General features: G+C 64.7%; 11 protein-coding genes. 1 reads left to right on the top strand and 10 read right to left on the bottom strand.

Annotation, left to right across the window (positions count from 1 at the left end; translation table 11 throughout):
* Positions 1-80: 80 nt before the first annotated feature.
* The 7 genes from BUS12_RS08270 to BUS12_RS08240 all read right to left on the bottom strand — a co-directional run bounded on the left by BUS12_RS08270 (position 81) and on the right by BUS12_RS08240 (position 11,141).
* A complete protein-coding gene (locus BUS12_RS08270; protein WP_074295248.1) occupies positions 81-2,447 on the bottom strand; it encodes an ATP-dependent DNA helicase in 2,367 nt (788 codons plus the stop codon).
* Complete coding sequence (locus BUS12_RS08265) at positions 2,444-4,162, bottom strand: VRR-NUC domain-containing protein (RefSeq protein WP_074297260.1); 1,719 nt, start codon at positions 4,160-4,162, stop codon at positions 2,444-2,446. The genes BUS12_RS08270 and BUS12_RS08265 overlap by 4 nt, the downstream gene beginning before the upstream one ends.
* A gap of 299 nt (positions 4,163-4,461) precedes the next feature.
* Complete coding sequence (locus BUS12_RS08260) at positions 4,462-5,652, bottom strand: porin (protein ID WP_074297258.1); 1,191 nt, start codon at positions 5,650-5,652, stop codon at positions 4,462-4,464.
* A gap of 439 nt (positions 5,653-6,091) precedes the next feature.
* A complete protein-coding gene (locus BUS12_RS08255; protein ID WP_074295247.1) occupies positions 6,092-7,390 on the bottom strand; it encodes an L-fuconate dehydratase in 1,299 nt (432 codons plus the stop codon).
* 137 nt (positions 7,391-7,527) lie between these two features.
* A complete protein-coding gene (locus BUS12_RS08250) occupies positions 7,528-8,469 on the bottom strand; it encodes an ABC transporter substrate-binding protein (RefSeq protein WP_074295246.1) in 942 nt (313 codons plus the stop codon).
* Positions 8,470-8,586: 117 nt separating this feature from the next.
* The gene (locus tag BUS12_RS08245; protein ID WP_074295245.1) at positions 8,587-9,612 is read right to left on the bottom strand and encodes an ABC transporter permease; all 1,026 of its coding nucleotides are present in this window, start codon (positions 9,610-9,612) and stop codon (positions 8,587-8,589) included.
* A 17-nt stretch (positions 9,613-9,629) separates the two neighbouring features.
* Positions 9,630-11,141 carry a sugar ABC transporter ATP-binding protein gene (locus BUS12_RS08240; RefSeq protein WP_074295244.1) on the bottom strand — a complete coding sequence of 504 codons (1,512 nt, stop codon included), beginning with the start codon at positions 11,139-11,141 and terminating at the stop codon, positions 9,630-9,632.
* A gap of 495 nt (positions 11,142-11,636) precedes the next feature.
* Here BUS12_RS08240 and BUS12_RS08235 point away from each other — a divergent pair, with 495 nt between their 5' ends.
* A complete protein-coding gene (locus BUS12_RS08235; RefSeq protein ID WP_253190035.1) occupies positions 11,637-13,025 on the top strand; it encodes an MFS transporter in 1,389 nt (462 codons plus the stop codon).
* On the opposite strand, the gene BUS12_RS08230 is transcribed toward BUS12_RS08235, so the two are convergent.
* Genes BUS12_RS08230 through BUS12_RS08220 form a run of 3 tightly spaced genes read right to left on the bottom strand, consistent with a single transcriptional unit; the run spans position 13,003 to position 15,735 of the window.
* A complete protein-coding gene (locus BUS12_RS08230) occupies positions 13,003-13,617 on the bottom strand; it encodes a LutC/YkgG family protein (protein ID WP_074295243.1) in 615 nt (204 codons plus the stop codon). The genes BUS12_RS08235 and BUS12_RS08230 overlap by 23 nt on opposite strands.
* The gene (locus BUS12_RS08225; protein WP_074295242.1) at positions 13,604-14,995 is read right to left on the bottom strand and encodes a lactate utilization protein B; all 1,392 of its coding nucleotides are present in this window, start codon (positions 14,993-14,995) and stop codon (positions 13,604-13,606) included. Before BUS12_RS08225 ends, BUS12_RS08230 begins: the two co-directional genes overlap by 14 nt.
* A complete protein-coding gene (locus BUS12_RS08220) occupies positions 14,992-15,735 on the bottom strand; it encodes a (Fe-S)-binding protein (RefSeq protein ID WP_074295241.1) in 744 nt (247 codons plus the stop codon). Before BUS12_RS08220 ends, BUS12_RS08225 begins: the two co-directional genes overlap by 4 nt.
* Positions 15,736-15,762: the final 27 nt, after the last annotated feature.

Below are 15,762 nucleotides of genomic sequence, written 5' to 3'. Positions count from 1 at the left end.
ATCCGGTATCGCAGCATGGCCAGCGCGCCGCTACGCCAGCCACTCCACCGGCATCAAGACCTCGCCTACCGGCGCCGGCTTCACGGCACCTGCCACCAGCGCGGCAACAGGCGGCGCACCTCGGGGCGCCGGTAGCGGTCGTCGATCAGATGCACGACGCCCACGTCCTGCTCCGTGCGAATCACCCGCCCCGCCGCCTGGACGACCTTCTGCAGGCCCGGATAGAGGTACATGTAGTCGTAGCCGTTGCCGAACTTCGCCTCCATGGTGCGGCGCATCTGCTCGTTGACGTCGTTCATCTGCGGCAGGCCCAGCGTGGCGATAAACGCGCCGATCAACTGTTCGCCCACCAGGTCCACGCCCTCCGAAAACGCACCGCCCAGCACGGCAAATCCCACGCCACGACCCATCGCCCTGAAGCGCGCGAGAAACGCCTCGCGCGCCGCTTCATCCATGCCCTGCTCCTGCGCCCAAACGGGCACCTCAGGATAGCGTTCGCGCATCAGCGTCTCAACCCGCTGCAGATAGTCGAAACTGCTCAGGAAACCCAGGTAATTGCCTGGCTGCGCGGCGTACTGCCGGGCGATCAGATCGACGATCGGCACGAGCGAGCGCTCGCGATCGCGCCAGCGCGTCGACACATGGCTCGCGACATGCACCTTCAATTGCTCCGCGCGAAACGGCCCTTCGACGTCGAGCCAGCGGGTCTCGTCCGCGAGGCCGAGCGTGTCGCGATAAAAGTGATGCGGACTGAGCGTGCCGGAGAACATCACGGTGGTGCGCGCCGCGGCATAACGCGGGGCGAGAAACGGCGCGGGGATCACGTTGCGCACGCAGAGCGTCGACGCGGCCTTTGGACGGGCGGTTGTACTGCCGGCAAGACGTGTGGCTTTCGGCGCACCGGCTGCCAGGCCGCCGAGCTGACGCGCAACGTAGCGATCCGGCACAAGCGTCGCGTCGAACACCGAGTGCTCGCCGAACTGCTCCGCGAGCGACACGAAGTGCATCGCGTCGAAGTAGAAACGCAGTTGGGTTTCGTCGATCGACAGCGGTGCTTCGGCCAACTGCTCGGTCACCGCACCGATCAGATTCTGCGCGGCGCTCAGGAAGCGCGGCGGCACGTCCGGGTGCACCTCGTAGGCGTCGGTCTGCGCGCGATTCAGTGCATTCCACTCGCGGTTCAACCGCTCGAGCGGTTTGCGCAGCGCGGCCGGCGCGCTCTTGCGGGCGGCCCGGAACGCGCTTTGCTCCAGCGACGCCGTGTACATGCGCCGCGCCCGGTCGAGCAGGTTGTGCGCCTCGTCCACCAGCACCGCCACCCGCCACTGGTTGATTTGCGTGAGCGCATAGAGCAAGGCGCTGCTGTCGTAGTAGTAGTTGTAGTCGCCCACGACGATGTCGCTCCAGCGCACCAGTTCCTGGGAGAGGTAGTACGGACAGACATCGTGTGCGAGCGCCGCTTTGCGTACCGCCGCGCGGTCGAGTCGATGCCCGGCCAGTGCCGTGCTGCGCGCGGCGTCGAGGCGGTCATAGAAGCCGCGCGCGAGCGGACAGGAGTCTCCGTGGCAAGCCTTGTCGGGGTGCTCGCAGGCCTTCTCGCGGGCGACCAGTTCGAGTGTGCGCAACGGCAGTGGTGATGTGGCGGTGTCGGCACTGGCACTGGCACTGGCACTGGCACTCGCATGCAACATCTCAACCGCATCCAGCGCCAGCGCGCGCCCCGGCGTTTTCGCAGTCAGAAAAAAAATCCGCTCGATCTGATCCGCCGCACAAGCCTTCAGCAGCGGAAAGATCGTCGCAAGCGTCTTGCCGATCCCCGTGGGCGCCTGCGCCATCAGATTCCGCCCATCGCGTGCAGCCCGGTAGACCGACACCGCCAGTTCGCGCTGACCGCTGCGAAACTCGCCGTGAGGAAACGCCAGCGTACTCAAGGCCGCATTGCGTGTGCTACGGTGCGCCTCCTCCTGCATCGCCCAGTCGATAAACCGTTCGCATTGCTCGACAAAAAACGCCTCCAGCGAAGCCGCATCATGCAACTGCGTGAGTACCGTCTCCTTCTGGCTCGCGATGTCGAAATACACCAACGCCACCTGCAACTCGCGCAAGCCGCGCGCCTGGCACAGCAGGTGTCCATAGACCAACGCCTGGGCCCAGTGCAAAACCCGGTGATTGGCCGGCATCGCCTCGAGGTCGCCGCGATAGGTCTTGACCTCCTCCAGCCGGTTGAGCACGCCGTCGTAGCCATCCGCTCGGCCGCGCACGCTCAGGCTGCGATGCGTGCCGGTCAGCGTGATCTCCGATTCGTAGTCGCTCGCCCTGCGCGCGGCGACGATCCCGTGTCCGGCGATGCCTTCGGCGGCGGTCGGCGCGGGCGTAAAGCGCAGGTCGAGATCGCCGCGCCGCGCCGTGAATTCGCACAACGCCCGCACGGCCACGACGTACGTCATACCGCCGCCTCGGTGCCGCCGGCGAGCGCGTCGTCGGTCCAGCGCACATCGAGCACGCGCACCGGCATGCCGTGCTGCGCGCAGTACTCCAGCCAACGGATCTGGTTGTCCTGCAGACGATCGCCCGGTCCCTTCACCTCGATCAACTCATAGCGCCGCTCGGCAGGCCAGAAACGCACCAGATCGGGCAGCCCCGAACGGTTGCTGCGGATATCGCGCAGTAACCGTTCGAAGCAGAGTTTCAGATGCGCGGCCGGCAGGCAGTCGAGCGCCTGCGTCATCAGTTCGGGCGTCAATACGCCCCAGAACACAAACGGCGACTGCAAGCCGGCCTTGCTCTGCAGGTGCCGCAGGATCGTCTCGCGATACGCGCCGCTCTCGAGTTGCGCGAGGCATGCGTCGAACTGGGCGGCGCGGCGCGCATGGAAATCGGGCGCATGCAGATCCGCGGGGCCGCGCTGGAATGGATGGAAGAACGCACCGGGCAGCGCCGCAAACACCGGCTCCCAGCACAGCAAGCCGAATAGCGAGTTGATCAGCGCGTTCTCGACGTAGTGCACCGGCGCTTGCGGGCAGCTCAGATGGTCGCGCGCCACGAATTCCACGTTGAACGGCTCAACGGGCCGCTCCAGAACCAGCGCGCTACGCTCGATAGGCCGTGCGCGTGCGGCCCGCGCCACCGGATGACCCAGGCGGCGCTGCAGGCGCGGCAGCAGGCGCGCGACGCGTTGCTGCTCCTCTTCGCTTTCCGGCGCCTCCGCGGCCTGCAACGCCAGCGTCAGCGCCGCGTCGAAGCGGCCGCTGCGTTCGAGCACCCGCATGCGCCGATGACGTGCGCCCGGCCACGCGCAACCGGCATAGACGGTCAGCGCCGCCTCCCAGTCCTGCCGGCGCTCGCAATGCTGGCCGATGCGGAACAGCAGCTTCGCACGGCGCGTATCGAGCCAGGCATGGCCGGTTTCGATGGCCGCGATGTCGGCTAGAAGCGGCTCGATGGACTCGCCTTCGGCGAGCGTGTCGAGCGTTTCACGGCAGGCGTGCAGGGCCAGATAGCGGTCCACATCCTCTCGCTGCTGGAAGGCTCGCGACGACGGCGCGAACGCCACCGTTTCGTACTGGAACACGCCGAGATCGGCGAGGACGAACTCCGACCAGTCCTGCTGCAGATTGCCGAAAAACATCAGGCGCAGACGCTCGCACAACGGCGCGATGGCGACGTGAAGCACGCGGTCGGCGCTGCGCGGATCCCAGATGTCGTAGGGCTTCGTTTCGTCGTGGGTGGCGCGCAGGGCTTCGAGCAGATCCGACTTGCGGCCGCCTTTGCTCGCGCGGACGTGGGCAAACACGTGGGCAAACATCTGCTGCAGTTCGGGGCGGGTCGCGAGGTTGAACAACTCGTCGAGGCTCAGATGCGGCGCGGCGTCGATCCAGCCCAGCGCGACCAGCGGCGCAGCAGCCTGCAGCGGACAACCGATTTCGTCGTAGTCAAGACGGCTGGCCCTGAACAGCGTGCCCTTGCGCATCAGCATGCGCACGAGCAGCGCTCTCGAGGCCTGCGGTAGGCCGCCGAATGCGCCGAGAAAGTGGCGTTCGTCCGCGCCGAAGACGTCGTCGTAGCGCTCGGTGAGCCACACCAGCGCGCGCTCGAAATTCAGCAGGTAATAAGGCACGCCCACCGAAGGCGCACCCGAAGCAGGCGCACTCCGGGAAGGCACACCCAAAGGCCGCGCAGGCTCGCCCGAGGGGCCGAAAGGCAACCCGGAGGGAGCGACGGAGGGCGCATCAGGAAGCATCGGTCACCACGGAGCATTCACAAAGACTGTATGTTTATACAGTCTATGATAGCAAACCCCGCATGGCCCGGGCGCTGACGCCGAGAAGAAACAGAAAACAGAAAACAGGAATGGCCGGACGTGGTGCCGGCAGGACGACTGCCCGCACCACGTCCGGCGGAAGCTCCCTTCCCCGCGGCACACCTCACGGCGCGCCGCGGATCAACAGGATTCCTCTTCGATCAGAAGCGGTGCTTCAGGCCGACCGCCACCACCACCTGCTGGTTACCCGACGACGGATCGAGGCTGTAGACGCTGGCATCGAACGCTGCATTGCCGTTGCCGCCGCCGACGCGCTGGTACACGCCTTCGAGGTAGACGTCGGTGCGCGGCGAAAGCAGATAATCGGCTTGCGCCATGATCTGGTTCCAGTGCGGCGTAGCCGACGTGTAACCCTTCGATGCGCCGCCGAAGCCGCCCGTCGTGTACGTATAGGCCGCGCCGAGGCTAAAGTCCGGCCGCACGAAATAGCGACCGTTGATTTCGAAGTTGTCGAACTTGATGTAGCTGCCGCCGATCGCGCCGGTCGAGGTGCTGCCGCCCTGCCAGATGCCCGTCACGTTGTCGGTGACGGAGTGGGTCCAGACGACGCCGATAGACGACTTGCCGAACTTGTATTGCGCACCCGCGCCGTAGATCTGCTGGCTGCCGCCCGTCGTGAGCTGGTCGCCGTCGCCCGTGCTGACTGCGCCGGACGCGTTCGCCAGCGAAGGCTGGGACGTACGGTTGATCTGCAGGTACGCCGCCGCGACGTTGAACGGGCCGTACGTGTAGCTCGTGCCCAGGCTGTAGGCGCTGTTGTTGGCGAAGCCGCCCGCCTCGCCGGAGAACGCGTACATCGCGCCCGCCTTGAAGCCGCCGTAGGAGGCGCTGCTGAACTTGACCGAGTTGTCGAGGCGCAGGTCGTTGTTCAGGTTGTCGTTGTCGTACACGTGAGCGGCCAGGTTGCCGCCGAAGCCCGAACCCGTCGCGCTCAACGGTGCGACGTAGTCGACCATGAAATCGTACTGGCGGCCGAGCGAGAGCGTGCCGTATTCGCTCGAACGCAGCCCCACCCAGGCTTGCCGGCCGAACAGGTCGCCGCCGTTCTTCAGGCCGCCGTTGTCCACGTTAAAGCCGTTCTCCAGCCAGAATACCGCGGAGAGGCCACCGCCGAGATCTTCCGTGCCGCGCAGGCCCCATCGCGACGTGAAGACGTTGCCGCTCTGCATCGACCAGGCGCTTGCACCTGCCGACGTACCGCTCGACGGCGACACGCGAGCGTTGTTCTGATAGACAACGCCCGTATCAATGAGTCCAAAAAGCGTGACGCTGCTTTGAGCGTGCGCCGCTCCCGCTACCAGCATGGCCGCCACCGCAGCCAGATATCGCATCTTGATCAATCCACACCCCGTTCAAGTACGTTTTTTCTCACTCGACGATCGGCGATCGCCGTGAAAAAAACGAGCGAAGTATAGGGTTGGGTTTAATTGCGTTGAACGAGATAATCGCGGAAATCAGACTTCCAGATTCTAGTGATAATTCTTCATAAAATCTTAACAGTCCCGCATACTGGCCCGCCTGCGGGCGGTTTCGGGGCATGGGATTCGAGGCGATCCGGCCAGCCGCGGATGACAGCGGCCGTCTGGCTCTCTACGACGGATGCGGCATGTCGCAAATCCACCACAAGCGGAATTATCGCTGCCTCAGCGGCGCTTAACAACATCATTCGAAAATCGCAATGATTAATTTCGCCCCGGTTTATGATTTGCTGCTGAAATTTAATTCTAATGATATCAAAAATTTAATTTAAAGCGCAGGGTCTTGTGCATCTTAAGACCGCCAGGCAGGACCCTTGGGAAAGTGATACTGATCGAGCGAGGCCGCATGCATTTCGATGCTGTAGCCGGGACGCTGCGGCGGCATGTAGCGGCCATGGCGGATCACGACCGGATCGACGAAGTGCTCGTGCAGATGATCCACGTACTCGAGCACCCGGTTATCCAGCGACGCCGAGACGCAGATATAGTCGAACAGCGAAATGTGCTGGACGTACTCGCACAAGCCGACGCCCCCCGCGTGCGGGCACACCGGCACGCCGAATTTCGCCGCCATCAGCAGGACCACGATCACCTCGTTCAGACCGCCCAGGCGGCAGCTATCCACCTGGCAAAAGTCGATGGCCTCGGCCTGCAGCAACTGCTTGAACATCACGCGGTTCTGGCAATGCTCGCCGGTCGCGACGCCGATGGGCCGAAGCCGGCGGCGGATCGCCGCGTGGCCGAGCACGTCGTCGGGGCTGGTGGGCTCTTCGATCCACCACGGGTCGAATTGCGCGAGACGCCGCATGTTCGCGACCGCCTCATCCACATCCCACACCTGGTTGGCGTCCATCATCAGTTTGCGGTCCTGACCGATTTCTTCACGCAGGATGCGGGCGCGGCGCATGTCCTCTTCGAGGTTGCCGCCCACCTTCTGCTTGAAGTGCGTCCAGCCTTGCGCGACGCCTTCGCGGGCGAGCCGGCGGATCTTGTCGTCGTCATAACCGAGCCAGCCGGCCGAAGTCGTGTAGGCCGGAAAGCCCTGCGCCAGCATTTCCTGTTCGCGTTCGCCCTTGGTCCGCGCATGACGGTGCAGCATGGCGATGGCTTCCTGCGGCGTGATCGCGTCGGTCACATAGCGGAAGTCGAGGCAACGCACGAGCTCCTCAGGGCTCATGTCCACCAGCAGCTTCCACACCGGCTTGCCCTCCGCTTTCGCCCACAGGTCCCAGGCCGCATTGACGACCGCCGCCGTCGCCAGATGGATGGCGCCCTTGTCCGGGCCGATCCAGCGCAACTGGCTATCCGAGGTCAGCATGCGCCAGAAGCCGCCCATATTCCCGGCGATATCCTCGAGCGTGGTGCCGACCACGAGCGGCGCCAGCGCCTCGACCGCACTCACGCAGATCTCGTTGCCGCGCCCGATGGTGAAGGTCAGGCCGTGGCCCGTGAGCGCCTGCGGCGAATCGGTTTCGAGCGTGACGTAGGTAGCCGAATAATCGGGCGCGGCGTTCATCGCATCGGAGCCGTCGAGCGAACGCGAGGTCGGGAAGCGAATGTCCCGCACGGACAGCCTGGTGATCGTGGTCATCTGAATCCCCTCTTCGCGGACAGCAACCGGTTACCCATCTACCCATCAGACGCCACGCCATGCAACGACGCGGGCCGCGACGCCGCAAGACGCCGCGCCCCTGCCTCTCCCGCCGCGCTACGCCGCGGCGGTAACGCTCAATCGTAAAGCACGGCGGCGATCTTCGGATCGTTGATATTGCTCTTGTCGTACCAGTAGAAGCCCGTGTCCACCTTCTTGGGCAGCGTTTCGCCCTTCAGCGCCTTCACCGCGGAATCGACGACGCACTTGCCGATGCCGATCGGGTTCTGTGTAATGGCGCCGTACATCAGGCCTGAATTGATGTCGTCCTTTTGCTCCTTGCCGGAGTCGTAGCCGATCAGGACCAGCTTCTTGCCCGATTCCTTCACGCCAATTGCCGCCCCTTCCGCCGAGCCTTCATTCGAGCCGAAGATGCCCTTCAGGTTGGGATTGGCCTGGATCATCGTCTTGGCGATTTCCGCCGACTTCAGATGGTCGCCGCCGCCGTACTGGACCGAGACTATCTTGATGTTCGGATGCTTCGCCTTCATCTCGTTCAGGAAGCCGTCGCGACGGTCGACGCCGGTGCGGCTGGTCTGGTCGTGCACGATCAGGCCGACCTCACCCGAATCGCCGATCGCCTCGGCCATCTTGTCGGCGGCGAGCGAGGCTGCCGCCACGTTGTCCGTCGCGCACGTCGTCAGCGGAATGTTGCTGTCCACCCCCGAGTCGAACGCAATGATTGGGATCTTTTGCGCCTGCGCACGCCTCAGCAGCGGAATGGCCGCCTTGCTGTCGAGCGCGGCGATGCCGAGCGCCTGCGGCTTCTTGGCGAGCGCGGCCGACAGCATGTCGATCTGCTTGTCGACCATGGCCTCGGTTTCCGGACCCTCGAAGGTGATCCTGACGTTCTGCTCCTTGGCCGACTGCTCTGCGCCGGCTTTGACCGCCTGCCAGAACTGATGCTGGAAGCCTTTCGAAATGAGCGGGATATAGGGTTCGTCGGCGAGCGCGAAGCTCGTGCCGCCAACGAGCGCGCCGACGCCGACCGCGACGCCGATGAGTCTTCTTTTAAACATGAGTTATCTCCTCCTAAGGTGGGCCATCAACCTGCAGCCGTTGGGGGAGCCTCTTGCGCTCCCTTTTCTTCGATGCTGATTCCGAGCTTGCCCTGCACCGCGTCGCGTCGCAACGCGTCAGCTTTTCTTGCGCCGCAAAATATCGGCATACACCGCGAGAATGATGATGAGACCGGTCACGACGATCTGCCACTCCTGGGCGACGGACAGGATGCGCAGGCCATTGGTCAGCACGCTCATGATGAACGCGCCGATGATCGTGCCGAGTATCGTGCCCGAGCCGCCGCTGAGCGACGTGCCGCCTATCACCACCGCGGCGATCGCTTCGAGTTCATAGCCCTGGCCGAGCGCCGGCTGGGCCGAGTTCAGGCGCGAGGCGATCAGCAGCCCCGCGACGCCGCAAATGGCCCCGCCCAGGCTGTAAATGGCGATCTTCCAGCGGTCGACATTCACGCCGGACAGCCGCACCGCCTCTTCGTTGCTGCCGAGCGCAAAGGTATAGCGGCCGAGCGCCGTGCGATTGAGCGTGATCGAACTCGCCACCGCGAGGAAAAACAGGATCAGGACCGCGTTCGGAATCGGCATGCTCGGCAGGACATAACCGATCAGCGAATCCTGCGAGATCATGTAGAAATTTTCGGTGTCGGTGAAGTAGATCGGCTTGTCGGCCGAGACGACCAGCGACAGCCCTTTGAGCAGCATCATCATGCCGAGGGTGGCAATGAACGGCGGAATCTTCATTTTTGCCGTGAGGGTGCCCGAAATGCTGCCGCAGATCGCGCCGGTCGCAATCGCCGCGACGACGCCGATCCACATCGGCAGATGCCAGTTGGTCAGGAACACGCCGCAAATCACCGCGGTGAAGGTCATCAAGGTGCCGACCGACAGATCGATGCCGCCGGTGATGATGACGAACGTGCAGGCGATTGCCAGCACGCCGTTGACCGCCGTCGCCTGCAGAATCCCGAGCATGTTGTCCATCTGCATGAACGAGGGCGAGGCGAAGCTGAAAAACACCAGCAGCAGGATCAGGCTGCCGAAGGCGAGCAGCTTTTGCAACGCGGCCGGCGCGAAGAGGCGCGCTCTCAGGCCTGAAGGTACCGCCTTGCTGCCTAGCGCCGATGTATCCGATGGCTGTGTCATGAAAGACCTCGTGAGGGTCACGCCGCTTGTAGGGTTTCGCGCTGCGTTGCGAGATGCATGATGCGCTCCTGCGTCGCCTCGCCGGCGGACAGTTCGCCGGTAATGCGGCCCTCGCACATGACGACGATGCGATCGCTCATGCGCAGGATTTCCGGCAGTTCCGACGAGATCATGACGATCGCCTTGCCTTGTGCGGCCAGCGCGCGCAGCAGCTTGTAGATTTCGCTCTTGGCGCCGACGTCGATGCCGCGCGTCGGCTCGTCGAAGAACAGCACGTCGCAGTCGCGCTCGAGCCATTTCGCAATGACGATTTTCTGCTGGTTGCCGCCCGACAGCAGCCGCACCTGTTGCGCCGCCGAGGGCGTGCGAATCGCGAGCAGCTTGATGAAATGCGCGGCGGTCCGGCGCATCTGCTTGCGGCGCAGGAAGAAATTGAGCGAGAGGAATTTGCCGAGATTGGACATGACGATGTTCGCTTCGACGTCCATCCCGGTCGCGAGGCCGTAGCGCTTGCGGTCTTCCGAGAGGTAGCCGATGCCGCGCGCCACCGCGTCGCTCGGCGTCCGGATGGCCGCCTGCACGCCTTTGACGACAATTTCGCCGGATTCGACCGGATCGGCGCCGAACACCGCCCGCGCGACCTCGGTGCGGCCCGCGCCCATCAGGCCGGCAAAGCCCAATATCTCGCCTTGACGCAACGTGAAGCTCACGTCCCTGACCAGCGGGCCGGCATTCAGATGCCTGACTTCGAGTGCCACCTCGCCTTCGCCGGCGACGCTCTGGGACGGCTCGAGGTCGGCGAGCGTTCGCCCGACCATCATGCCGATGATCGCTTCGACGCTGGTGTCCCGTGCGGCTACGGTGGCTACGTATTCGCCGTCGCGCAGCACGGTGACGCGGTCGGCGATCTGTTTCAGCTCATCCATCTTGTGCGAGATGTAGACAATGCCCACACCGCGGCTCTTCAGTTCGCGGATGATGCGGAACAGCTCGGCGATCTCGGCGTCGTTGAGCGCCGAGGTGGGCTCGTCCATGATCAGGACGCGCGAGTCGAACGACAAGGCTTTGGCGATCTCGACCATCTGCTGGCTGGCGACGGTCAGGCTGCCGACCAGGGCGCGCGGATCGAGATTCACATGCATGCGGGCCAGGATGTCGCGGGCCTGGGCATTGAGTTTGTTTTCGTCGAGAAACAGGCCGAGGCGTCCGCGCGGTTCGCGGCCGATGAACATATTCTGGGCGACGCTCAGATGGTTCATCAGTTGGAGTTCCTGATGAATGATGCAGACGCCCATGGCCTGCGCTTCGCGCGGGCTCGAGAATTCGACCGGCTGGCCGTCGCAGAGGAATTCGCCGGTGTCCCGCGTGTACACGCCGGCGAGAATTTTCATCAGGGTCGACTTGCCGGCGCCGTTCTCGCCCATCAGCGCGTGGACTTCGCCGGCCATGAGCTCGAACTGGACTTCGTGAAGCGCCCTCACGCCGGGAAAGCTCTTGCTGAGCCGCTTGACGGAAATGAGCGGGGTCACGGCGCGGCTTGAACGACGATGCCGCGACGGCCGCAGGCCGCCTCACGAGAAGCGGGTCGGCAATATGCGGGGCGCGGCTGCGCGGGACGGAGCCGGGTATCGCAGGTATTGCGGGTGAAATCGTAACGAGAAGCCAGACTCATGCCTTGGAGCCCCCCAAACCGATGTGCCACGATTCTACGACGCTCGACGGCGCCGACTCAATTAGGCATTCCCTAATATCGCCGGCGACCGCGTCAATTCTATGCATTGCCGTAATTGCTTCGACAGCCTGTGTTGGGCCACCATGTGTCGGTCGCCCGTTGCGCCGCGCCGTTGGCCGCCGCGCCAACGCAAGTCGCTTCTCCGCAAGGCCGTGTCGTATTGCTGCCGGGCGCGGGCGACCCGCGGCCACTACAGTCCAGATACCGCACCCATGCACGGCACCCACGCACGATGAAACCGGCCAACGATTCCTGGCTCCGCGACGCGGCCAGTCTACCGGCCGCGCCGGCCATGCCGACCGCTACATCGCAGCATGCGCCGATGGAAACGCCGCCCGGTGAAATACAGACGCCCCGCGCCGAGGTTGGTCTGCCGCCGCTCGACGAGCCGCCCACGCCCACGCTCAACGAATCCGTCAACCGCGCAGTGGCGCCGCTCACCGGCGGCACGCTGCAACCGCCCGCCCCGCCGGCGAACGCCCGCGGCGGCGCCGCGCCCGCGAGCAGCCTGCAAGCCACCGCCATCCTGCTGCTCGGCTATGCCATTCTCATCACCGGCAACGGCCTGCTCGGCACGCTGATCTCGCTGCGGCTGATCCAGCAGCAGGCGCCGTCGCTGGTGGTCGGGGTGGTGCAATCGGCTTACTACCTCGGTTTTATGGTCGGCGCGCTGTGGGGCGGTGGGCTGATCGGGCGCGTCGGGCATCACCGGGCCTTCGTCACGTTTGCGGCCGTCTCGGCGTGCTGCGCGCTCGGCTATGCGGCGTGGAGTTCGGCCGCCATGTGGGTGGCGCTGCGCTTCGTGATGGGCTTTTGCCTGGTCGGCATATTCACGGTGGTCGAGAGCTGGCTGCATCAGGTGGCGAGCAACGCACAACGCGGACGCGTGTTTTCCGCCTATCTGATCACCAACTATCTGGGCGTGGGCACCGGCCAGTTCCTGATCGGCCTCGCCGATCCGTCCGGGTTCGCCTTGTTCAGCGTCGTCAGCGCGCTGTTTTCGGCCTCGCTGATTCCGGTTGCGCTGGCCGGCAACGCGCCCATGCCGACGGCGCCCGTGGAAACGGCCAGCAGCGGCGGCGGTTCGCGCCTCGCGCGCGGTCTCTCGGGTCTGAGCACGGTCTACACATGGGCCCCGCTTGGCGTCTATGGCTGCCTCGCCGCCGGGCTGCTCAATAGCGGCTTCTACTCGATGCAGCCCGTGTACATGCGCACGCTCGGCTATTCGGTGACCGACGTGTCCCATTTCATGGGTTTTGCGCTGCTCGCCGCCCTGCTGCCGCAATGGCCGGTGGCGCGCCTCGCCGACCTGTTCGACCGGCGCCTCATCATCGTGGCGATCACCGCGCTCGCGGCGGCCTGCAGCGCGCTGCTATTCCTGCTGCATGGCGGGATGCTGGTCGAAGTGCTCGGGTATCTGTATGTCAGCGTGATCTTTTCGCTGTATGGCGTGGTGACGTCGTACGTGAACGACTGCATTCCCGCCGGCCAGCGCATCGCGGTCAGTGCCGGACTGCTGCTGGTCTTTTCGCTCGGCGCGAGCGGCGGCCCGACGCTGGCGTCGGCGCTGATGGCGCTCGCCGGGCCGGGTGGACTGTATCTGTTCACGGCGATCGTGACCTGTGCGCTCGCCGTGCTGACGCTGAAGAGTTTGCGGACTACGCCCCGGGTGGTTCGTTGAGGCGGGCGGGCGGCGCGAGCCACACCACGGTCAACGACCGGACACCCTGCGCGCCGCGAATCAGCACGCCTTCGATATCCGCCGTCGCGGATGGCCCCGTCACCAGCGCGGCATAGCGCACCTCGCGAAAATCCGGACGCCGGTACAGGTCCTGCAAACCGTCGATCATCTGCGCGGGGTCCAACAGCACGACCAGATGCTGCACGATATAGCCGAGCGCGTTGACCACGTATTCCCGCTCGCTGAACCACACCGAGCCGGTTTCCGCGACCCCGAAGCGGGCCCGCACCACGCCGACATCCACATCCTGCAGCGAAGCCGGCGCCGTGTCGGCGGCTAGCGGCCGGGTGCCGGGCACCTCGGCCGTGGCCGAACACACCGACGCCTCGATGCCGAAGCGCTCGTGGATCAGCGCGAGCACATCCGCCGCCGACGCCGCCTCGACGCAAGTTCCCCCCATCCCCGCCAATGCCGCGGTAAACCGCGCCCGCGGATCGCCGCCCGTCGAAGCGAACAGCGGCACCTCGGGACGCTGGCGCGCGTCCGGTTGCGCGGCGCGCACCTTGGCGAGAAAAGCCTCACGCGTTGTCATCGCCACCTCCGCGATTCTTGCGGTACCACGCGTGGAAGGTCAGCTTCGGCGCCTCCGGCAGTTCGCGCTGCCGGCCCCAGATATTGAGCGGGTTATACAGCACGAAATTCGGCAGACGCCGCAGTGCGCCGCCCATCGACGACACCGTCGCGCGATACAGCGTCGGGCTCGCCAGCAGACGCCCCGCCATCTTCAACACTTCCTGCTTCACGAACGGCACTTCGTGGCGCTCGGTAATCACCTGGCGCCACTTGTAGATCTGCTCGTGGATATTGATCTTCACCGGACACACGTTGGTGCAACTGCCGTTCAACGTCGAAGCGAACGGCAAGGCGCTGTAGCGCTTGAGGTCGAAGGTCGGGTTGATGATCGCGCCGATCGGCCCGGAATACGTGCCGCCATACGACAGCCCGCCGCTGCGCCGGTACACCGGACAGGTATTCATGCACGCGCCGCAGCGAATGCACTTGAGCGAGTACCAGAAGTCCTGCATGGCAAGCCGTTCGGAGCGGCCGTGATCCACGAGGATGAAATGCATCTCGGTGCCGGGACGCGGCGCGCGAAAGTGCGACGTGTATTGCGTGATCGGCGAGCCGAGCGCGCTGCGCGAGAGCATGCGGATAAACACCCCGAGGTCCGCAACCTGGGGAATCAGCTTTTCGATGCCGATCGAGGCGATATGCAAAGGCGGCACGTTCGCCGACAGATCCGCATTGCCCTCATTGGTGCACACCACTACCGTGCCCGTTTCCGCCACGGCGAAATTGCAGCCCGTCATGCCGGCCGTCTTTTCGCGCACGAAATACGGCCGCGTATTCATGCGCTGGCTTTCGGCGAGGTAGTGGATGTCGCTGTTCTCGGGGTCCGTGCCGATGGTGCGGCCGAACAGTTGCGCGACGTCGCCGCGCAGCTTGTGCACCGCCGGCACCACCATATGGCTCGGGTCCTGGTGATCGAGCTGCTGGATGCGCTCGCCGAGGTCCGTCTCCATCACCGTGATGCCGCGCGGCTCGAGATAGTCGCGCATGGCGCATTCGTCGGTGAGCATCGACTTGCTCTTGACGAGCGTCGTCATGCCGCGCTCGGACATGATCTTGTAGACGAGTGCGTTGTGCTCTTCGGCGGTGGCCGCCCAGTGCACGATCACGCCGTTCGCTTCAGCCGCGGACGCGAACTGCCCGAGATATTCGGACAGATGCGACAGCGTGTGTTCCTTGATACCCGAGGCCAGCTCGCGCAGCGTCTCCCATTCGGCGATGCCGTGCGCCTGGACGTCGCGCTTCTCGCGCAGGTCCCACAGGCGTTTGTCGTGAAACGCCACGTGCTCCGTCTTCGCGATGAAAGCGCCCGCCGCCTTGGCGTGATCGATCCGGCTCATTCGCGTGCTCCATTCAGGACCTGGGCGATATGGATGAAGCGCGCCTCCGCTTTCATCCGCTCGGCGCAACCCTGCTGGTGCATCAGGCACGACATGTCGCCCGATACGATATATTCCGCGCCGGCCTGCAGATGATCGCGAACCTTGTCCTGCCCCATGCGGACCGACACCGGTTCCTCGGTCACCGAGAAGGTGCCGCCGAAGCCGCAGCATTCGTCGGGGCGCGCGGGCTTGACGAACTCGATGCCCTTGACGCCTTTCAGCAAGGTGAGCGGCTTCGAGAACGGCGTGCCGGCGACTTCGGAGATCGACGCTTCCTTCAGATGCCGCAGCGCGCTGCAGCTATTGTGGAGTCCTACCCGGTGCGGAAACTCGGCCCACGGAAACTCGCGTGCGCCCACCACGTCGTGCAAAAACTCGACCAGTTCATACGCACCGGCTCGCACCTGCTTCACTTCGGCCGTCTGCTCGATCGCGGTCAGATGTTCGCGCACATGATGGATGCAGCTTGCCGACGGCCCGACGATGTAATCGTATCCGGCGAAGTTTTGCGCGAACACCTTCTCCGCGCCGGCGGCCTCGGCTTGCGCGCCGCTGTTAGCCATGGGCTGTCCGCAGCAGGTCTGCTCCTGCGGATAGTCGACCTCGATGCCGAAGCGCTCGAGCAACTCGAGGGTCGCGATGCCCACTTCCGGATAGAACGCGTCGATAAAGCAGGGAATGAAGAGTGCGACTTTCATGAATTCAAGGCCAGCCAATGATGGGAA

Source organism: Paraburkholderia phenazinium (assembly GCF_900142845.1).
Lineage (GTDB): Bacteria > Pseudomonadota > Gammaproteobacteria > Burkholderiales > Burkholderiaceae > Paraburkholderia > Paraburkholderia phenazinium_A.
The sequence above is the reverse complement of the archived record's forward strand: the minus strand, read 5'-3'. Positions and strand labels throughout refer to the sequence as shown.

Bases quoted from the DNA above. Each gene is read 5' to 3' on its own strand.
- BUS12_RS08270 (WP_074295248.1), bottom strand. From the start codon at position 2,447: ATGACGTACGTCGTGGCCGTGCGGGCGTTGTGCGAATTCACGGCGCGG.
- BUS12_RS08260 (WP_074297258.1), bottom strand. From the start codon at position 5,652: ATGCGATATCTGGCTGCGGTGGCGGCCATGCTGGTAGCGGGAGCGGCG.
- BUS12_RS08255 (WP_074295247.1), bottom strand. From the start codon at position 7,390: ATGACCACGATCACCAGGCTGTCCGTGCGGGACATTCGCTTCCCGACC.
- BUS12_RS08250 (WP_074295246.1), bottom strand. From the start codon at position 8,469: ATGTTTAAAAGAAGACTCATCGGCGTCGCGGTCGGCGTCGGCGCGCTC.
- BUS12_RS08245 (WP_074295245.1), bottom strand. From the start codon at position 9,612: ATGACACAGCCATCGGATACATCGGCGCTAGGCAGCAAGGCGGTACCT.
- BUS12_RS08235 (WP_253190035.1), top strand. From the start codon at position 11,637: ATGCCGACCGCTACATCGCAGCATGCGCCGATGGAAACGCCGCCCGGT.
- BUS12_RS08230 (WP_074295243.1), bottom strand. From the start codon at position 13,617: ATGACAACGCGTGAGGCTTTTCTCGCCAAGGTGCGCGCCGCGCAACCG.
- BUS12_RS08225 (WP_074295242.1), bottom strand. From the start codon at position 14,995: ATGAGCCGGATCGATCACGCCAAGGCGGCGGGCGCTTTCATCGCGAAG.
- BUS12_RS08220 (WP_074295241.1), bottom strand. From the start codon at position 15,735: ATGAAAGTCGCACTCTTCATTCCCTGCTTTATCGACGCGTTCTATCCG.